The organism is Bradyrhizobium sp. LHD-71, from assembly GCF_031157255.1.
Lineage (GTDB): Bacteria > Pseudomonadota > Alphaproteobacteria > Rhizobiales > Xanthobacteraceae > P52-10.
On record NZ_JAVIFX010000009.1, the window covers coordinates 118726 to 135407 of the forward strand.

A 16682-nucleotide genomic window follows, 5' to 3' on the forward strand; every position below is an offset into this window, starting at 1 on the left:
GAAGAAGACGGAACGGGCGCGGCGAGTGGCCTTCTGCTCTGCCGCAGACTCGTGTGCGACGACGAGTGAAGGAGCCGAACGATGAGCCCGTTTGCCAAGGCGTTGCGCTATCGGCGTCTCGCCGCGCGCGAAACCAACAAGGCGATCATCAGCCTGCTGCAGCGGCTTGCGGATGATGTCGAAAGACGCGCCCGCGCAAAGGCGGCTGCGCCGCGCGGACCGGCGCTGGTGGTGTCGCTGTCCGCAAGCCTTGCGGCACGCGCAATCCAGCGGGCTCAAGCGATCAGGGCTGCTTGAACACTGCCGGCCGTCGCACAGGTTAGCCGTTTCGACTTTCGGCGGTGTCCGACGGTGCAGGGTCAGTGGAGGGGCGGGTTCCAGTCAATCCAGAACACGTAGATCCCAACGAAGCCAGCCGCGGCGCAGGCGCCGACCATCGCCCAAGGCGTCGAATAACGCGCTACGCGACTTAGCGCGAAGAACATCCCCAGCCAGACCGCGGCGAGTATTGCCAGTTCTTTCATTTGCCCTCTCCATCCCGACGCTAGAATGACGAAGTCTTGAGGGCGCGTATGTGAGATAGATCACATACATCTCGCCGCCATGGACAAGCGATGCGTCGACCCGCTTTGACGAGCAGGGCCATTGCGCCGTGCGCGCGGAGTTGCGATCCTGCCGCGCATGACGAGCTCCCGCGAACGAACCGAACTTGCCCTGGCCCGCATCGCCGACCCGACAGGCGAAGGCGCGCGATCCTGCCTCACCGTCTATGCCGACGCTGCGCGCGCTGCCGCCGACGCGGCCGATGCGCGCGCAAGATCCGGCCGGCCGCTGGGCCCGCTCGACGGCGCGGTGGTCACGATCAAGGACCTGTTCGACGTGGCCGGCGAGGTGACGCGGGCCGGTTCGGCCGTGCTCGCAAAGCGCGGTAGTCCTGCCGTCGCTGACGCGCCGACCATCGCCCGCCTGCGAGAGGCGGGCGCCGTGATCGTCGCCAAGACCAACATGACCGAGTTCGCGTTTTCAGGTGTTGGCGCCAATCCGCATTTCGGCACGCCGGGTAATCCGGCGGACCGCAAGCGCATACCCGGTGGCTCGTCCTCAGGCGGCGCGGTCGCCTGCGCCGATGGCATCGGCGAGATCACCATTGGCACCGACACCGGCGGCTCGACGCGCATCCCCGCAGCGCTCTGTGGCATCGTCGGCTACAAGCCGACTGCGAAGCGCATCACGAGAGAAGGGGCCTATCCGCTGTCGTTCGCGCTCGACTCGATCGGGCCGATGGCGCGCAGCGTCGCCGACTGCTACCGCGCCGATGCCGGCCTCGCTGCCGAACGACCTGAGCCGCTGCAGGCCGCTGACCTGGGCAGCATCCGTATCGGTCTCGTCCAGGGCCTGGTCCTGGAGAACATGGACCGCATCGTCGCGCCCGCGTTCGAGAGGGCGCTCGGCAAGCTTGGAAACGCAAAGCGCGTGGATGTAACGCTCGACCTGAGCATGATGGTTGGCGTCAACGAGCGCGGCGGGATAGCGCCGCCGGAGGCGTATGCGATCCATCGCACGCTCCTGAGCGAAGCCGGCGACGGCGTCGATCCGTTCGTCCGCGCGCGGATCATGCGAGCGGCGCCGATGAGCGCTGCCGACTACATCCAGAACATGCGCGACCGCGAGGCGGGGATTTCGCGCATGCAGGCCGCGTTCAACGATCTCGACGTGCTGGCGCTGCCGACGACGCCGATCGTTGCGCCGACGATGGATGAGGTCGCCACACCAGACGGCTTCGCGGCTCGTAACGCGCTGCTCCTTCGCAACACCTCGATCGCGAACTTCTTCGACCTGTGTGCAATCAGCCTGCCCTTGAAGCTGGGCAACTCGTTGCCGTGCGGGCTGATGCTGTTTGCACGCCATGGCAACGACCGGAAGCTGTTCCAGGTAGCGGCCGCGGTGGAAAAGGCGCTGGCGGCGTAGCGAGACGAGCCTGGAGCACGAAGATCCATACCTCGTGAGGCGCAAGGCCGCCGAACCGACCAGTCCAAGCGGAGCGTGTGCGGGAGCACGCAACTTTGAGGCTCGTCGAAAACTTTGGGGCGTCCCGTGATGCGCCAATCACCGCAAGGTCAGACCAGACAAATGGATGTCGAGGACGTTGTTAGAAGGGCAATCCTTTCGATGGAATCCGATGCGATCGTTGCTTCGGATAAGGACGGGAGGATCGTATTCTGGAATCCGGGGGCCGAGCGGATCTTCGGTTACGCCAGCGCGCACGCCGTAGGCCAATCGTTGGACATTATTATTCCGGAACGATTGAGGAAGCGCCACTGGAACGGGTACCGCTATGTCATGGAAGGCGGGGATAGTCGGTATGGAAAGGGCGATCTATTGGCAGTTCCTGCCATCGCTAGCGATGGCAGGAATCTTTCAGTGGAGTTCACCATAGTCCCATTGAAGTCAAAAGCTGACGACCTCATGGGATTTGTCGCCATCATGCGCGACGTCACGAGCCGATTTGAAGAGACGCGGGAGCTTCGGCGAAAACTCGCGGAAGCAAGCAAGTAGAGCGGCTCACGAGCGGCCGATCTGCGGGAAGTCCGTCGTGCCGCGGCCTCACGATTTCGCCACCTCGGCAGATCCATCAGGGGACATCCGAAAGAACGTGCCGCTGTCGTGCATATCGATCAGCCCGTCGCGCTTCAGCCGTCCGATGCCCGCGCGATAGTCGTAAGCTTGGCCGCCTTCATTCCGGAACACCGCATGGACGCGTTCGACAAAGATGCGGCCTTGCGGATCGGGCCCTATCACCTTGGCAATCTCGAGCAAGCGCTTGGCGGCGTCGGCGGTCATGATCAAACCGGCTCTGCTAGTCCGTCCGTCCGACAAGCATAGCCTATTTGCGCGATTGCGGGTGTGGCAATTCAAGCAACCGGTAAGGTTGGCCGCCTGGGACTCTTAAGTAGTGGCCGAGTTGCGCCAACCAGCGCAATGAACTCGTGGCGATCTGCAAGCGCTCCGCATTGAAGAAGAAGCCAAGAGGTCTAACTCGAAGAGGAAACCGCGCACCGGCATCAGGGTGCGCGACTTCTCGAAGGTTCTCGCCGGCCCGTTGTTCCCTCCCGTAGCATATAGTATACATGTATACTATTCTCGAAGCGCATGGCACCATGAGCGCTGTCACAGCGGATCAAATGTGTGTCGATACAGGCACGGACATCGGGAGGAGGGTTGGATGAGCGGGCTTCCGGAGCCGCCGCAGAAGGGACGGACGATGCTTCCGTCCGGAACTTACGTCGGCAAAGTGGTGATGGTGACCGGCGGCGGGACGGGATTGGGCAAGGCAATGGCGACTGAGTTCGCACGCCTTGGCGCCACCGTCGCTATTGCAAGCCGTAGCGCAGAGCACCGTGCCAACGGTGTGCGCGCGGTGGAGGAGGCGGGTGGGCGCGCTGTCGACGTGGCGCTGGACGTTCGCGACGCGGCCCAGGTGGCTGCCGCGTTCGATCAGATCACCCAGGCCGCGGGTCCGGTGGACGTGCTGATCAACAACGCGGCCGGCAACTTTCCGATTCCGGCAGAGCGGCTCAGTCCCAACGGCTGGAAAGCTGTGGTTGATATCGTGCTGACCGGCGCCTTCCTGTGCAGCCAGGAGTTTGCCCGCCGCTGCGTCGCCCGCGGCGCACCAGGATCCATCCTGAACATCCTCGTGACCTACATCGACGGCGGTGCGCCGGGACATTCGCACAGTGCCGCGGCAAAGGCAGGCGTGGCGAGCCTGACCGAAACGCTTGCCGTGGAGTGGGCGCCGGACGGCATTCGCGTCAATGCGATATCGCCCGGTCTGTTTCCGCACGACGACCATACTGCGTCAATGCGTGCGAACCGGCCGGACGGATACGAGGCCGAGTGGAACCGAATACCGGCACTGCGCGTCGGCCGCACGCATGAACTCGGCTGGCTCGCGACCTACCTCTGCTCGCCATACGCGGCCTACATCACGGGCCACACGGCGGTCATCGATGGCGGCGACCGTCTTCGCCGTTCGGTGCGGATGCCGGTGTTCGTGCCGATCCGCGAGCTGATACCCGAAACGCCACGCTAGTGTCGTGGATCAGAAATTCGCACCATCGTTGCCGCAACTCCGTCGACACTAGAATCATAAACTTGCTAGTGTCCCGATCGAATCCGAAGTTCGCTCTGAGCTCGCTGCAAAGTATAGCGAACTTCGGATTCGGGACACTAGCCTGCATCGACAACATAAGCGCGGTCTTCGCGTTCGCGAGGACTGTCGGCTATTTGATCGAAAAGTTCAGCGTGCCGATACCGTCGATGCCGCAGGCGACCGCGTCGCCTTTAGCGAGAGCGGCGACGCCGGCAGGGGTGCCGGTCATGATGACGTCGCCAGCGCCCACCGACACCTGTTGCGAGAGCTTTGCGATGATCTCGGCAGTGTTCCAGATCATCTGCGCGATATCGCCGTCCTGCCGCATCTCGCCGTTCACCTTGAGCCAGATGCGGGCCTTGTCCGGATGGCCGATCTCGGCTGCCGGTCGGAGCGCCCCGCAAGGAGCGCCCTGATCGAACGATTTGCCGATCTCCCAAGGCTGCTCCTTCTTGCGCGAAGCCATCTGTAAGTCTCGACGCGTCAGGTCGACGCCGACCCCATACCCGTAGACGTGATCGAGGGCGCGCGAAGGATCGATGTCCGCGCCGCCGCTCTTCAGCGCGACGACCAGCTCAACCTCGTGGTGCATGTCCTTGGTCAGTGGCGGATAGGGGATCACGGCTCCGTCCGCTGCGACCATGTCAGCATGCTTGGCGAAAAAGAACGGTGGCTGGCGCTCGTCATTTCCGAGTTCGCGGATGTGTTCGAGATAGTTGCGCCCGACACACCAGATGCGGCGCACCGGAAATGCCTGCGTGGTGCCGGCGACGGGAATTTGCGGCTGCGCCGGCGGCGCGATGACGAACGATGTGCTCATGGATGATCTCGGGATGAAGATGAAGGCAAGGCCACCTTAGGCGCCGCTTGAAGCGAGCGCCAGCGGGCGGATATCGCGATACTGCAGACGGAAGAACGAGGCGTAGCGCCCATTGCGGCGGAGCAAGTCGTCATGGCTGCCGGATTCGACCACCTGTCCGCCCTCGATCACATGAATGGTGTCTGAATGCATGATCGTATGCAGACGATGAGCGATGACCAGCGTCGTCCGGTCCTGGCACAGGTGTTCGATCGCCTCCTGCACCTGCCGCTCGGACTCCGAATCGAGTGCGGCCGTTGCTTCGTCGAGCAGGATGATCGGCGCATTCTTGATCAGCGCACGCGCAATCGCGATCCGCTGCCGCTGACCACCTGACAGCTGAGTGCCGTGCTCGCCGACCGGCGTATCGTAGCCGAGCGGGAAGCTCATGATGAAGTCGTGCGCGCAGGCCGCATTAGCGGCCGCGACGATTTCCGCGTCGGTCGCGCCTGGTTTTCCGAACGCAATGTTTTCGCGGATGGTGCCGCGGAACAGAAACACGTCCTGTCCGACATACGCGGTCTGCTGCCTCAGGCTGCGTCGCGAAACCTGTGCGATGTTGTGCCCATCGATGAGGATCGAGCCGCTCGGCGCCTCGTAGAGCCGCAGCACCAGGTTGAGCACCGTCGATTTGCCGCCGCCCGACGGACCGACCAGAGCCGTCACCTTGCCCGGCTCGGCGACGAGGCTCAGGCGATCGAGCACCGTCTCGCCCGGCCGATAGGCAAACGTCACGTCACGCAATTCGACGCGCGCGTCTTTGAGGACAAGCGCAGGCTTGTCGTTGTCGTCCGGCTCGGTCGAGGGGCTGTCGACGATCTCGATCAGCTTGCGCGCGCCAACAAGAGCCGCATTGAGATCGATATTGAGCCGGGCGAGCCGTTTCGCAGGCTCGTAGGCAAGCAGGAACGCAGCCAGGAAGGACATGAACTGGCCGGGGGTAGCGCCTTGCTCGACGATCCGGTAGCTGGAGTAGATCAGCGTCGCGCAGATGGCGAGGCCGCCGAGCGTCTCCATCAGCGGGCTGGAGCGATTGGAAACCCGCGCCATCTTGTTGGCGTTGGCTTCGACCGCGGAGATGTCGCTGTCGATGCGATGCTGCATCGTCTGTTCAAGCGTGAACGCCTTGACCGTGCGGATGCCCTGCAGCGATTCCAGCATCGTTTCCTGGATGTTCGCGTTGCCCGTGAACTGGTTGCCGGCAAGGCCGCGCATGCGTCGCATCAGCTTGCGCAGCACGAGCAGTGCAGGCGGCGCGACCAGGAGGCCGATCAGCGCCATCAGCGGATCCTGCACGACCATCACAATCACAAGGCCGATCAGCGTCAACAGATCGCGACCGATCGAGGTGATCAACAGGTTGAGCACTTGCGCGATCGCGCTTGCACCCATGGTCATCCGCGCGATGAACTCGGATGAATGGCGATCGGAGAAGAAGCCGATGTTCTCGCGCATCAGCTTGGCGAACAGCTGACGCTGATTGCGCGCAAGGATTGCGTTGGCTACTCGCGACAGATTCACCGAATGGCCGTAGGTCGCGGCCCCGCGGATCGTGAAGATCGCCGCGATCGCCGCCGACAGCCAGAGAATGGTCTTGAAATCGCGCTGTTCATACGCCGCGTTGATCACGTCCTTCAGAAGGTAGGTCGTAAGCGCGGTCGCCCCGGCCGCGATCGACATCAGGACGAAGGAGAGCAGGTAGCGCCGCCAGTAGGTTGCGCCCTGCTCCTTGATCAACCGCCGAATCAACAGGGCCGCGCCATGCGGGTCCTGCGTGATCGAAAGCTTGCTGTCGTTCGAACTGGAAATTGTCCGCATCCTGCCTTGCGGGCCGATTGAACGCCCGAGCATGCGGCCTCATTGCCCGCTTGGCAGCGAATTTTCAAGTCAAAACAGACGGATAAACCCTCAAATAGGCGTCAGGCCGGAACAACGTCGCGTTGTGCGGTCGCGCGTTCGCGCAGCAGTTTTTCTTCCCACGCCAGCGCGTGCGCGGCGATCGTGTCAAGATTGTCAAACTGCGGCGTCCAGTCGAGGGTTGCGCGGAGCCTCCGCGTATCGGCAATCATCGTCATGATGTCGCCCGGCCGGCGCGGCGCTTCATCGACGGCAAAGGTCCGGCCCGAAACCCGACGGACGGCCTCGATGACTTCGCGAATCGAATATCCGTGTCCATAGCCGCAGTTCAGTGTGTCGGAGCGGCCGCCGCCACGCAGGTAAGCGAGTGCGGCGCGATGCGCCTGCGCCAGGTCGCTGACATGGATGAAATCACGGATACAGGTGCCGTCCGGTGTCGGATAGTCGGTGCCGAAGATGTCGAGCTTGCTGCGCTGGCCGGTCGCGGCCTCGACCGCGACTTTCAACAGATGAGTTGCACCCGGCACGGCAATGCCGCAGCGCAGCCTCGGGTCGGCGCCGGCGACGTTGAAGTATCGCAGCACGACATAGTGCAGGTCGTGAGCGATCGCCGTATCGCGCAGCATGATCTCGGTCATGAGCTTCGAGGTGCCGTAGGGCGACAGTGGCCGCGTCGGCGCGTCCTCCGGCACCGGCGTCCGCTCCGGATTGCCGTAAACGGCGGCAGTCGACGAGAAGATGAATTTCTTCACGCCACATTTGACGGCGCTCGCCAGGATGTTTCGCGACGAAACGGTATTGTTGCGGTAGTAGCCAAGCGGATCGCGCAGCGAGTCCGGTACGATGATGGAACCAGCAAAGTGAATGATCGATTCGATATCGTGCGAACGGATCACGCCTTCGACCAGGTTCTCATCGCCGGCGTCGCCGATATAGAGCGGCACGCCCTCTGGGATGAAATGTGAGAAGCCGGTGGAAAGATCGTCGACCACGGCGACGGTTTCGCCCGCGTCCACCAGCGCATGCACCATCTGGCTGCCGATGTAGCCGGCGCCGCCTGTCACGAGCACGGTCATGAAGTGACTGTTCCTTGGTTGCCTCGCCCGACTGTCGCGGTCAAATGTGGAATGGTCGTTATGAGCAGTGGCAGATCAGGCGTCGCAGAGGAGTTTTGCATCCGGTATGGTTGCTGAATTCTGAATTTGGTCAAATGGATGAGCAAGTTCTCGCGAGTGAGCTGGATTTGACGTTCGTACCATCCTTGCCGGCTGAGTCATGCGTGCAAAGCTCAAATCCAAAAAGCGCACTCGCTTCATGAAGTTGCTGGCGCCCCTTGATTCTAACTTCTGCAGACGAGGTTGCCGCAAAGTGATGCGAACGTTAGAATCGGGACACTAGCGATGGACAGTATTCTCTTCATCAAGACCTCGTCGCTTGGCGATGTCGTCCACCACATGCCCGCGGTGACCGATGCTCGGCAGCGCTTCCCGGACGCGCAGATCGTCTGGGTAGTGGAGGAAGCATTCGCCCCGCTGGTCGGCCTGCATCCGGCCGTCGATGCGGTTATTCCTGTTGCGACGCGCCGGTGGCGCAAGCAGTTCCTCAAGCGCGAAACATGGCGGGAGATCAGGGCGTTCCGGGCGCGGTTGCGTCCGGCGATCTTCAATAGGGTGATCGATGCGCAGGGCCTGATCCGCTCGGCGATCCTGGCCCGCGCCGCGCAGGGGCAACGCCACGGCTACGATGCGCAGAGCATCAAGGAGCCGTTGGCGTCACGGTTCTATGACGTGAGGCACAGGGTTTCTCGTGCGCTGCATGCCGTGGAGCGAAATCGCAAGCTGACCGGGCTCTCGCTCGGCTATCAGCCCACAGCAGCCATCGACTATGGCCTCATTGGTGCGGCGAAGTCGTCCGATCGCTATGCGATGCTGCTGCACGGGACGTCACGTGTCGCGAAGGAATGGCCTGAGGAGTGCTGGATCGAACTCGGCCGCTGGCTGCATGGCAAAGGTTTCGAATGCGTGCTGCCCTGGGGTGATGGGGTCGAAAAACTGAGAGCCGAGCGGCTGTGCGCCGCGATTCCCGACAGCCGCGTGCTGGAACGCCAGCCGCTCGATGCGACGGCGAAGGTTATTGCCGCGGCATCCCTCGTCGTCGGTGTCGACACGGGACTTCTGCACCTCGCAGCAGCCTATCAGGTACCGCTCGCGGGCATTTATGTGTCGTCCGATCCTGGATTGACCGGACCGGTCGGGGCAGGGCGTATCGTCATCGTCACCGGCGTGGAGCGAGCGCCGGTGGCGAGCGAGGTCATAGCTGGCGTGGAGCAACTGCTTTAGATCGCGTCATTGCAAGGCCGACACCGACAGTTCGTCAACGCTCGCCGGTCGTACACGCCTTGAGACATCCGGCGACGAACGCTGCGAGATCGCCGCCCTCGAACAAATAACCTGTGATGCCGGCGGCTTCCGCCGCCGCAAGGTCGGTTGCACCATCACCGATCAGAAAGCTCTTCGCGCGTTCCACGGGCCAGTTCCGCATCAGGTCGAGAATCATGCCGGGCTTTGGCTTTCGCCAATCGCTGTCCTTGCGATAGGCCGCGACCGTGGCCTCGGCGAGGTAGGGACAATAGCGAATGTCGTCGACGCGCGCGCCCTGACGGCCAAGTTCGGCGATCATCCAGCGATGCAGGCCGCGGACATCATTTTCCGTGAAGAATCCGCGCGCGACACCCGACTGGTTGGAGACGACGAAGACCCAATATCCGGCGTCGTTGAGTTGACGAATGGCCTCCGCTGCCCCGGTCATCCAGCGAAAGCGATCGCGCGTGCCGATATAGCCGTCGTCATTGTGATTTATCACGCCGTCACGATCGAGGAAGGCCGCGGGTCTTGTTGCGGAGGTCACGGCGCCTGCCTCGCAGCCGTTGCAAGCAGTCCGGCTCCGGCCAGCGCGCGCTGCGCGACCTCGATTACCTCAGACGTCGGAATGTCCCGCATGCAGGCGTGATGCTGCATTCGGCAGACAGGCTTGTGGCAGGGGCGACATGGCACGTCGGTTCGGCTCTGGATCACTGCCGCGATCGGGTTCAGCGGCTTCCAGAGATCCGGACTGGTCGGGCCGAAAATGCCGACCGCCGGCGTGCCGATCGCCGCCGCCACATGCAGCAGGCCGGAATCGTTCGAGATCGCCAGCGGTGAGGCGGCGAGCGCGAGGATTGCGTTGCGAAGATCATTGCCGGTGAGATCGCGCACGCGCGCACCGCCGGCCTGAACGATCTCGGCTGCAATCTGCTTTTCGCCGGGACCGCCGACCACCCACACGTCGAAGCCAATGTCTGCCAGGGTCCGCGCAGCTTCCGGAAAATAGCTCCAGCGCTTGGAGGGACCCACCGCACCTGGCGCAAGTGTGATCGCCGGTCGGTCGCCGAGCTTGTTGGCAAATCGCCATGCAGCGACATCGTCCCGACTGACGACGAGTTGCGGCATCGGCCATTCGTGCGGAAGGCGAGCGTTCGCGGGTAACGCGAGGGCTGCGCATTGATCGACCATACGCGGCAGGTCCTTTTCGCCGCGTCGCCAGTCGTTGACGAGCCCAAAGCGGGCTTCACCGATGAAACCGGTTCGTTCGGGAATACCGGCGAGCGTCGGCGCGAGCGCCGCTTTCCACTTGCGTGACATGACCAGCGCGCTGCCGTAGCTCTCCTTGCGCAACTCGGCGGCCAGCGCGAACTGGGCCCCTAGCGCGAGTCGGCGTCGCGGCAGATCCCAGACAATGCCTTTGCGGACACCGGGCATGTAATCGACCAACGGCGCGCAGGTTTTGTCGGTGAGCACGTCGATCGGCCGGTCGGGCCAGCGCCCCTTCAGCACGCGCACGACGGTGTGGCAGCGAACGAAATCGCCGATCCACATATAGGGAATGAGCAGGATCGGGCTGATGTCCGTCCGATTTGGTTCTCTGAGAATTTCGCTCATTGTATCAAAGGCTTGCCTTTGCCGATGCGGCGCGTGCCAGCTTGTGCGCCTTAGCGGCTTCGGACCGGCGCGTCCAGTGTCCATGTCTTTAGCTGCGCTTGATCCGCCTTCGAAGGTTGCCCGCCCGCCGGGTCTGGGGCAATGGTTGCGCGCAAATTCGGGGACCTAAACTATCATGCTGCTGGTGACCGGCGGGGCCGGCTTTATTGGATCGAACGTGGTTGCCGCGCTCAATGACGCGGGACGCGCCGATATCGCCGTGTGCGACCATCTTGGAACCGACGGCAAGTGGCGCAACCTGGCCAAGCGCCAGATCGCAGTTTTCGTCGGTCCGGCGGAACTGCTGCAATGGCTCGAGGGCCGCAAACTCGATGCCATTATCCACCTCGGCGCGATCTCGGAGACGACTGCGATCGACGGCGACCTCGTCATGCAGACCAATTTCATCCTGCCGACCCGGTTGCTCGACTGGTGCACGGCGACCGGTACGCCCTTCATCTACGCGTCGTCGGCTGCGACCTACGGCGACGCCTCGCATGGGTTTGACGATGACTGGTCGGTGCCGACGCTGAAGGCCCTGCGCCCGCTGAACCTCTACGGCTGGAGCAAGAACCTGTTCGATCTCCTGGTCTCCGAGCGCGTTGCAAGACACGAGAAAATGCCGCCGCATTGGGCCGGGCTGAAGTTTTTCAACGTGTTCGGGCCGAACGAATACCACAAGGGCACGATGATCAACGTGCTCGCCAAGCGCTTTGCCGACGTCAAGGCGGGACGGCCCGTACAGTTATACAAATCCTACCGGGAAGGCATTGCCGACGGTGACCAGCGGCGCGACTTCATCTATGTCGACGACGTGGTGCGGGTGGTGCAATGGCTGCTTGCGACGCCGAGCGCCAGCGGCATCTTCAATGTCGGAACGGGAACGGCGCGCAGTTTTCGCGAGCTGATCCTGGCCGGCTATGCTGCCTTGGGCACGAAGCCGAACATCGAATATGTCGAGATGCCGGACAACATGCGTGCCGGCTATCAGTATTTCACGCAGGCCAGGATGGAACGACTGCTTGCTGCAGGTTACAACGGCGGTTTCACTTCACTCGAAGACGCCGTCCGGCAATACGTGACCGGGTTTCTCGACAAGCCCGATCCGTATCGCTAAGGGCAATCGCGACATGTTCAGCTTCGATCAAGTTGCTTCCGATATCGCGCGTCAGACGGTGCTGTGCGTCGGTGACCTGATGCTCGACGAATTCGTGTACGGCGAAGTCTCGCGCATTTCGCCCGAGGCGCCAGCGCCGGTGCTGGCCGTCAACCATACCGACATCATGATCGGCGGCGCCGGCAACATGGCGCGCAATATCGCTTCGCTCGGAGCAAAATGCATCTTCGTCGCGTTGATCGGCCGGGACGACGCGGCCCACATCATCGCAGCAAGGCTCGCACATGAGCGTTCGATTGAGCCAAAGCTGGTGGTTGATCCTTCGCGGCCGACCACACGCAAGATGCGCTTCGTGTCAGAGCATTTCTCGACGCATCTGCTGCGAGCCGACTGGGAATTCGCGCACGCGGCCCAGCCCGATGTCGAACAGGAATTGATCGACAAGGCCCTCGACGCGATACCGCACGCCAACGTCGTCGTCCTGTCCGACTACGCGAAGGGTGTACTGACACCGCGGGTGATCCGCGAGGTCATCGATGCGGCGATCAAGGCCGGCAAGCCGGTGGTCGTCGATCCGAAAAATCCGGATCTATCGATCTATCGCGGTGCGACGATCGTGACGCCGAACCGCAAGGAACTGGCAGAGGCGACGCGTCGCCATGTCGGCAGCGATGTGGAGGTCGCCGAGGCCGGCTTCCAGGCCATCAAGCTGTTCCAGGGCAAGGGGCTGCTGGTCAAACGCAGCGAACATGGCGCCAGCCTTGTCCGCGCGGACGGCAGCGCCGTGCACGTCCCCGCATATCCGGGGCCGGTGATCGATGTGTCGGGTCCCGGCGATACGGCCGTCGCAACCTTTGCCGTCGTCATGGCGACGGGGACGGATTGGGAAACGGCCTTGCGCTACGCGAACGCGGCGGCTTCGGTGGTGGTCGGCAAGCAGGGAACAGCGACGGTTTCTTTGCCCGAACTGCGCGCGCGCGTCTTGCCGCATGCCTCGCTCGTGATCGAGGAAAAGATTGCGCTCACCGCCGAGACGCTCGAGGCGCGGGTGAAGCAATGGCGCAAGCAGGGCATGCGGGTCGGCTTCACCAATGGCTGTTTCGATATCCTCCATCCCGGGCATATCAAGGTGATCACCGATGCCCGCGCTGCCTGCGACCGGCTCGTCGTTGCGATCAATTCCGACGCGTCGGTGCGCCGGCTCAAGGGCGCGGAGCGGCCGCTGCAGACTGAGCGCGCGCGTGCCGAGGTGCTCGCCGCCCTCGAGGCGGTCGATCTCGTGGTGATGTTCGAAGAGGACACGCCGCTGCGCCTGATCGAGCAGATCAAGCCGAATGTGCTGGTGAAGGGTGGCGACTACCCCCGGGACCAGGTGGTGGGCCATGAGGTGATGGACGCGATTGGCGGCGAGGTGCTCCTCGTCGACTTTGTTCCCGGCTTCAGCACCACTTCGCTTGTCGACCGCGCCAAGCAGGGCGGCGGATAACTCACGCTTGCGGCTTCGGCTGCGGCTCGGGCACACCATCCTCATCGTCCATCGCCGCCGCGCCTTTCGCCGACTTCTCCGAGCTCAGCAACCAGGCCAGCCCGCCCGCTGCGCCGACGATGAAGTAGATCGCGCCGAACAGGAGCGAGATGGTGACGCCGTCCGCAGTGCTGAGTCCGGCATGACTGAAGGCAGCTTGCATCGCCTGCTCACGTACGCCCCATCCGGCGATCGAGATCGGCACCATGGTGATGAGGTTGACCGGCGGGATCAGCAGCAGCATCTCCCCGAACGACACCGGCGCTGCGATCGCCAGCGCGGCGCAGGTCGCAATCGCGACCGAAAGGAGATGATTGAGCAGCGACAGAAGCAGAACCCGCGGGCCGATCCGCCGGTCGAACATGACGTGGCTTGCGAGCTTCGCACATCCCTGGAGGTGCCGTGCCGGCCAGATGTCCTGGATCCATCGCCATGACAGTCGTCCAAACACGAGAAAGACGATGCAGCCTGCGATCGCTGCGAAATCGAGCAGGGCCAGTGCCAGGCGCCCATGCTCGTTTTCGATGAGCCGCAAGCTCCATGGCAGGCTGATGACGACGATCGCCGCCAGCACGATCAGGCCGACCGCGCGATCGACCAGCACCGAATAGGTTGCCGCCTGCCAGGTCGTACCGTGCCGCTGCAGGAGCCAAAGGCGAACCCCGTCGCCGCCGATCGTCGACGGCAATGTCTGGTTGAAGAACGCGCCGACGAGAGTGAAACGCAGCGCGGCGTGGGTCGAAAGGTGCGCACCACAGGCGTTGGCGATTTCGCGCCAGCGCAAGGCGGCGACGCCGAGCTGGATGACGGTCGCCGCGACCGCCGTCGCAATCCAGCCCAGATCGATCGAGCCAAGGCGCGCCTGAATCGCCGGAAAATTCACACCGCTCAGCGCAAGGTATAGCAGTCCTGCGGAGATCGCGATCTTGAGAGCAAGGAAGAAGAGCTTGCGCATGCCGTTGACGTCTTGCGGGAGGTGAGCAGGACCGGGAATCTCGGCCGGTTGAGCGCGAAGGTGTTGCTTTGGTATGGTTTCGGCAACGGTCTGGCAAGGGCTCGAATTTAACGATTGTCGTATGGGCCGGAGAATGTGTCGGCCGGCGCCGGTCAGGGGCGTTGCGGTGGTCCCGGCGAGCGAGTAAGGGAAATGAATAACGGAGACAAACCCATGGTTCCCCGTCTGGAATCCTTGAAAGTCAAGCTTTTCACCGACGGCGCCGACAAGGCGCAGATCGTCGCCATGGCCCGCAACGCCTGGATTTCCGGTTTCACGACCAATCCGTCGCTGTTGAAAAAGGCCGGCGTGACGGATTACGTGGCCTATGCACGGGAACTGGTCGCCGCGGTTCCCGACCGGCACATCTCGTTCGAAGTGATTTCCGACGACATCCCGGAGATGGTCGCGCAAGCACGCCTGATCTCGTCCTGGGGCAAGAACGTCTACGCCAAGATCCCGGTGTCGACGACGCGCGGCGAGCCGATGTTCGACGCGGTGCGGACGCTGTCGCGGGACGGCATCAAGATCAACATGACGGCGATCTTCACGTCCGAACAGGTGGCGGAGGCGGTCACCGCGCTGGAGGGCGGCGCGCCCGCCTGCGTCTCCGTCTTTGCTGGTCGCCTCGGTGATGTCGGCATCGACTATCGGCCGATCGTCGCCGATGCGGTTGCACGTGCCCGCGCGACGCAAAATGTCGAAATCATCTGGGCCTCTACACGTGAAGTGTTCAACGTGGTCGAAGCCCATGACATGGGATGCCACATCATCACCGCCCCGGCGGATGTCCTGAACAAGCTGCCCGGTCTCGGCACCCAGACCGGCGCAGAGCTGGCCCTCGGCGCGGTCAAGGCGTTCCGCGACGACGCGCTCGCGGCGGGAATCACGCTGCCGCCGTCGGACAAGCTGCACGCGGCTGAGTGAGTCGCGCGTCATCTGCCTCGATGTAATTGTCTGAATCAAAAGGTGTTTGGACGGGCACCGGTCGCAATTAGCGGCCGGTGGGCTGGCGTGCTAAACGGTACAGAGTCGGTTGTGAGGTGCGCCTTTCAGCCCGGCTTGGGGTTTCAGCCCGACTTGGAGTTCAGGTCTTGAGTTCAAGTCTTGAGGTTCAAGTCTTGGGGTTCGGCTGCAGGGACAGCGGATGGCGTTGGCGGGTAAGACTTCGGTTGGGATCGGCAAGAACTTGCGCGTCGGTGTGATCGGCGCGGGCGTGATGGGCAGCAACCATGCCCGGGTGTTCGGCGGATTGTCGGATGTCACGCTGGTCGGCATCGCCGATCCACTCGACGCCCATCGCAGTCGCGCCACTGATCTGATCGGCTGCCGGACCTTCGCAACTTTCGAGGATCTCTTGCGCGAAGGCGTCGATGCGGTGACCATCGCTGCGCCGACTCACCTGCACCACGAGATTGCGCTCGCCTGCATCGCGCAGAAGGTTCATGTCATGGTCGAGAAGCCGATCGCCTCGACCGTTGAAGAGGGGCACGAGATCGTCGCGGCCGCGCGAAGAGCCAATGTCACTTTGATGGTCGGCCATGTCGAACGCTTCAATCCGGCGGTCGAGACGGTCAAGCAGGCGATCAAGGGCGAGGAAATTCTCTCGATCGCGATCACCCGCGTCGGACCGTTCCCACCGCGGATGTCGAACGTCGGCGTGGTGATCGATCTCGCCGTGCACGACATCGACCTGATCCGCTGGTTCACCGAATCCGAGATCGTCGAGGTGCAGCCGCAGCTTTCCAGCGCGGTCGCCGAACGCGAGGACATCGCCCTGCTGCAATTCCGCACTGCCTCGGGTGTACTCGCGCATATCAACACCAACTGGCTGACGCCGTTCAAGGCTCGTAACGTCACTGTTGCGACGCGCGGCAAGTACGTGATGGGCGATCTGCTGACGCGGCAGGTCACCGAGTGTTTCGGTTTTCAGCCTGACGGTAGCTACTCCATGCGGCATTTGTCGGTCGGCTATGAGGAGCCGCTGCGCAGTGAGCTGGCTGCATTTGTCGGCGCGGTCCGTTCCGGCGCCAGCCCCGCCGTTACTGGTGACGAGGGCGTGGCGAGCCTTGAGATTGCAATCCAATGCCTGGAGTCCTCGTCATCGAAGCGCGACAAGCCGAATCTGCAGGTCGAGCCGCGACGCGCGGCAATTGCATAG

Annotated in this window: 17 protein-coding genes; 9 read left to right on the forward strand and 8 right to left on the reverse strand. The window is 63.1% G+C overall.

The genetic code is table 11. From position 1 onward, the window contains the following. Positions 1–81 precede the first annotated feature (81 nt). Entirely contained in the window at positions 82–297 is a 216-nt protein-coding gene (locus tag RCO31_RS11935) for a hypothetical protein (protein ID WP_308968558.1), read from the forward strand. Positions 298–359: 62 nt separating this feature from the next. Here RCO31_RS11935 and RCO31_RS11940 read toward each other — a convergent pair whose 3' ends face one another. Then, on the reverse strand, positions 360–524 hold the full coding sequence (locus tag RCO31_RS11940; protein ID WP_308968559.1) for a hypothetical protein: 165 nt from the start codon (positions 522–524) through the stop codon (positions 360–362). 157 nt (positions 525–681) lie between these two features. Here RCO31_RS11940 and RCO31_RS11945 point away from each other — a divergent pair, with 157 nt between their 5' ends. Both RCO31_RS11945 and RCO31_RS11950 read left to right on the forward strand, forming a co-directional pair. Beyond that, the gene (locus RCO31_RS11945; protein ID WP_308968560.1) at positions 682–1968 is read left to right on the forward strand and encodes an amidase; all 1287 of its coding nucleotides are present in this window, start codon (positions 682–684) and stop codon (positions 1966–1968) included. A 162-nt stretch (positions 1969–2130) separates the two neighbouring features. Then, the gene (locus RCO31_RS11950) at positions 2131–2556 is read left to right on the forward strand and encodes a PAS domain S-box protein (RefSeq protein ID WP_308968562.1); all 426 of its coding nucleotides are present in this window, start codon (positions 2131–2133) and stop codon (positions 2554–2556) included. A gap of 48 nt (positions 2557–2604) precedes the next feature. Here RCO31_RS11950 and RCO31_RS11955 read toward each other — a convergent pair whose 3' ends face one another. Further along, on the reverse strand, positions 2605–2841 hold the full coding sequence (locus RCO31_RS11955) for a hypothetical protein (protein WP_308968563.1): 237 nt from the start codon (positions 2839–2841) through the stop codon (positions 2605–2607). A gap of 382 nt (positions 2842–3223) precedes the next feature. Between RCO31_RS11955 and RCO31_RS11960 the strand changes: the two genes are divergently transcribed. Then, positions 3224–4093 carry an SDR family oxidoreductase gene (locus tag RCO31_RS11960; RefSeq protein ID WP_308968564.1) on the forward strand — a complete coding sequence of 290 codons (870 nt, stop codon included), beginning with the start codon at positions 3224–3226 and terminating at the stop codon, positions 4091–4093. A 190-nt stretch (positions 4094–4283) separates the two neighbouring features. On the opposite strand, the gene RCO31_RS11965 is transcribed toward RCO31_RS11960, so the two are convergent. From RCO31_RS11965 to galE, 3 genes are all read right to left on the reverse strand, one after another. Further along, positions 4284–4973 (reverse strand): fumarylacetoacetate hydrolase family protein, encoded by a 690-nt coding sequence (locus RCO31_RS11965; protein ID WP_308968565.1) that lies wholly within the window; start codon positions 4971–4973, stop codon positions 4284–4286. 36 nt (positions 4974–5009) lie between these two features. Further along, on the reverse strand, positions 5010–6830 hold the full coding sequence (locus tag RCO31_RS11970) for an ABC transporter ATP-binding protein (RefSeq protein WP_308968698.1): 1821 nt from the start codon (positions 6828–6830) through the stop codon (positions 5010–5012). 101 nt (positions 6831–6931) lie between these two features. Continuing rightward, on the reverse strand, positions 6932–7945 hold the full coding sequence (gene galE / locus RCO31_RS11975; protein ID WP_308968566.1) for a UDP-glucose 4-epimerase GalE: 1014 nt from the start codon (positions 7943–7945) through the stop codon (positions 6932–6934). Positions 7946–8269: 324 nt separating this feature from the next. Here galE and waaC point away from each other — a divergent pair, with 324 nt between their 5' ends. Continuing rightward, positions 8270–9208 (forward strand): lipopolysaccharide heptosyltransferase I, encoded by a 939-nt coding sequence (waaC, locus tag RCO31_RS11980; protein ID WP_308968567.1) that lies wholly within the window; start codon positions 8270–8272, stop codon positions 9206–9208. A 34-nt stretch (positions 9209–9242) separates the two neighbouring features. Here the strand turns inward: waaC and RCO31_RS11985 are convergent, their stop codons facing one another. Together RCO31_RS11985 and waaF are read right to left on the reverse strand one after the other, a co-directional pair. Next, positions 9243–9776, reverse strand: a complete 534-nt coding sequence (locus tag RCO31_RS11985) for an HAD family hydrolase (RefSeq protein WP_308968568.1) — start codon at positions 9774–9776, stop codon at positions 9243–9245. After that, positions 9773–10846: a lipopolysaccharide heptosyltransferase II gene (waaF, locus tag RCO31_RS11990; RefSeq protein WP_308968569.1), complete on the reverse strand. Its 1074-nt coding sequence runs from the start codon at positions 10844–10846 to the stop codon at positions 9773–9775. Before waaF ends, RCO31_RS11985 begins: the two co-directional genes overlap by 4 nt. Positions 10847–11021: 175 nt before the next feature. Here waaF and rfaD point away from each other — a divergent pair, with 175 nt between their 5' ends. Both rfaD and rfaE1 read left to right on the forward strand, forming a co-directional pair. Continuing rightward, on the forward strand, positions 11022–12002 hold the full coding sequence (gene rfaD / locus RCO31_RS11995; RefSeq protein ID WP_308968570.1) for an ADP-glyceromanno-heptose 6-epimerase: 981 nt from the start codon (positions 11022–11024) through the stop codon (positions 12000–12002). Positions 12003–12015: 13 nt separating this feature from the next. After that, on the forward strand, positions 12016–13488 hold the full coding sequence (gene rfaE1, locus RCO31_RS12000) for a D-glycero-beta-D-manno-heptose-7-phosphate kinase (protein ID WP_308968571.1): 1473 nt from the start codon (positions 12016–12018) through the stop codon (positions 13486–13488). A 1-nt stretch (position 13489) separates the two neighbouring features. Here rfaE1 and RCO31_RS12005 read toward each other — a convergent pair whose 3' ends face one another. Beyond that, a complete protein-coding gene (locus tag RCO31_RS12005; RefSeq protein ID WP_308968573.1) occupies positions 13490–14482 on the reverse strand; it encodes a lysylphosphatidylglycerol synthase transmembrane domain-containing protein in 993 nt (330 codons plus the stop codon). A gap of 135 nt (positions 14483–14617) precedes the next feature. Here RCO31_RS12005 and RCO31_RS12010 point away from each other — a divergent pair, with 135 nt between their 5' ends. Then, a complete protein-coding gene (locus tag RCO31_RS12010) occupies positions 14618–15448 on the forward strand; it encodes a transaldolase family protein (RefSeq protein ID WP_308968574.1) in 831 nt (276 codons plus the stop codon). 220 nt (positions 15449–15668) lie between these two features. Further along, positions 15669–16682: a Gfo/Idh/MocA family oxidoreductase gene (locus tag RCO31_RS12015; RefSeq protein WP_308968575.1), complete on the forward strand. Its 1014-nt coding sequence runs from the start codon at positions 15669–15671 to the stop codon at positions 16680–16682.

Coding starts and splice junctions, on each gene's coding strand:
- RCO31_RS11935 (WP_308968558.1), top strand. CDS start 82: ATGAGCCCGTTTGCCAAGGCGTTGCGCTATCGGCGTCTCGCCGCGCGC.
- RCO31_RS11940 (WP_308968559.1), bottom strand. CDS start 524: ATGAAAGAACTGGCAATACTCGCCGCGGTCTGGCTGGGGATGTTCTTC.
- RCO31_RS11945 (WP_308968560.1), top strand. CDS start 682: ATGACGAGCTCCCGCGAACGAACCGAACTTGCCCTGGCCCGCATCGCC.
- RCO31_RS11950 (WP_308968562.1), top strand. CDS start 2,131: ATGGATGTCGAGGACGTTGTTAGAAGGGCAATCCTTTCGATGGAATCC.
- RCO31_RS11955 (WP_308968563.1), bottom strand. CDS start 2,841: ATGACCGCCGACGCCGCCAAGCGCTTGCTCGAGATTGCCAAGGTGATA.
- RCO31_RS11960 (WP_308968564.1), top strand. CDS start 3,224: ATGAGCGGGCTTCCGGAGCCGCCGCAGAAGGGACGGACGATGCTTCCG.
- RCO31_RS11965 (WP_308968565.1), bottom strand. CDS start 4,973: ATGAGCACATCGTTCGTCATCGCGCCGCCGGCGCAGCCGCAAATTCCC.
- RCO31_RS11970 (WP_308968698.1), bottom strand. CDS start 6,830: ATGCGGACAATTTCCAGTTCGAACGACAGCAAGCTTTCGATCACGCAG.
- galE (WP_308968566.1), bottom strand. CDS start 7,945: ATGACCGTGCTCGTGACAGGCGGCGCCGGCTACATCGGCAGCCAGATG.
- waaC (WP_308968567.1), top strand. CDS start 8,270: ATGGACAGTATTCTCTTCATCAAGACCTCGTCGCTTGGCGATGTCGTC.
- waaF (WP_308968569.1), bottom strand. CDS start 10,846: ATGAGCGAAATTCTCAGAGAACCAAATCGGACGGACATCAGCCCGATC.
- rfaD (WP_308968570.1), top strand. CDS start 11,022: ATGCTGCTGGTGACCGGCGGGGCCGGCTTTATTGGATCGAACGTGGTT.
- rfaE1 (WP_308968571.1), top strand. CDS start 12,016: ATGTTCAGCTTCGATCAAGTTGCTTCCGATATCGCGCGTCAGACGGTG.
- RCO31_RS12005 (WP_308968573.1), bottom strand. CDS start 14,482: ATGCGCAAGCTCTTCTTCCTTGCTCTCAAGATCGCGATCTCCGCAGGA.
- RCO31_RS12015 (WP_308968575.1), top strand. CDS start 15,669: ATGGCGTTGGCGGGTAAGACTTCGGTTGGGATCGGCAAGAACTTGCGC.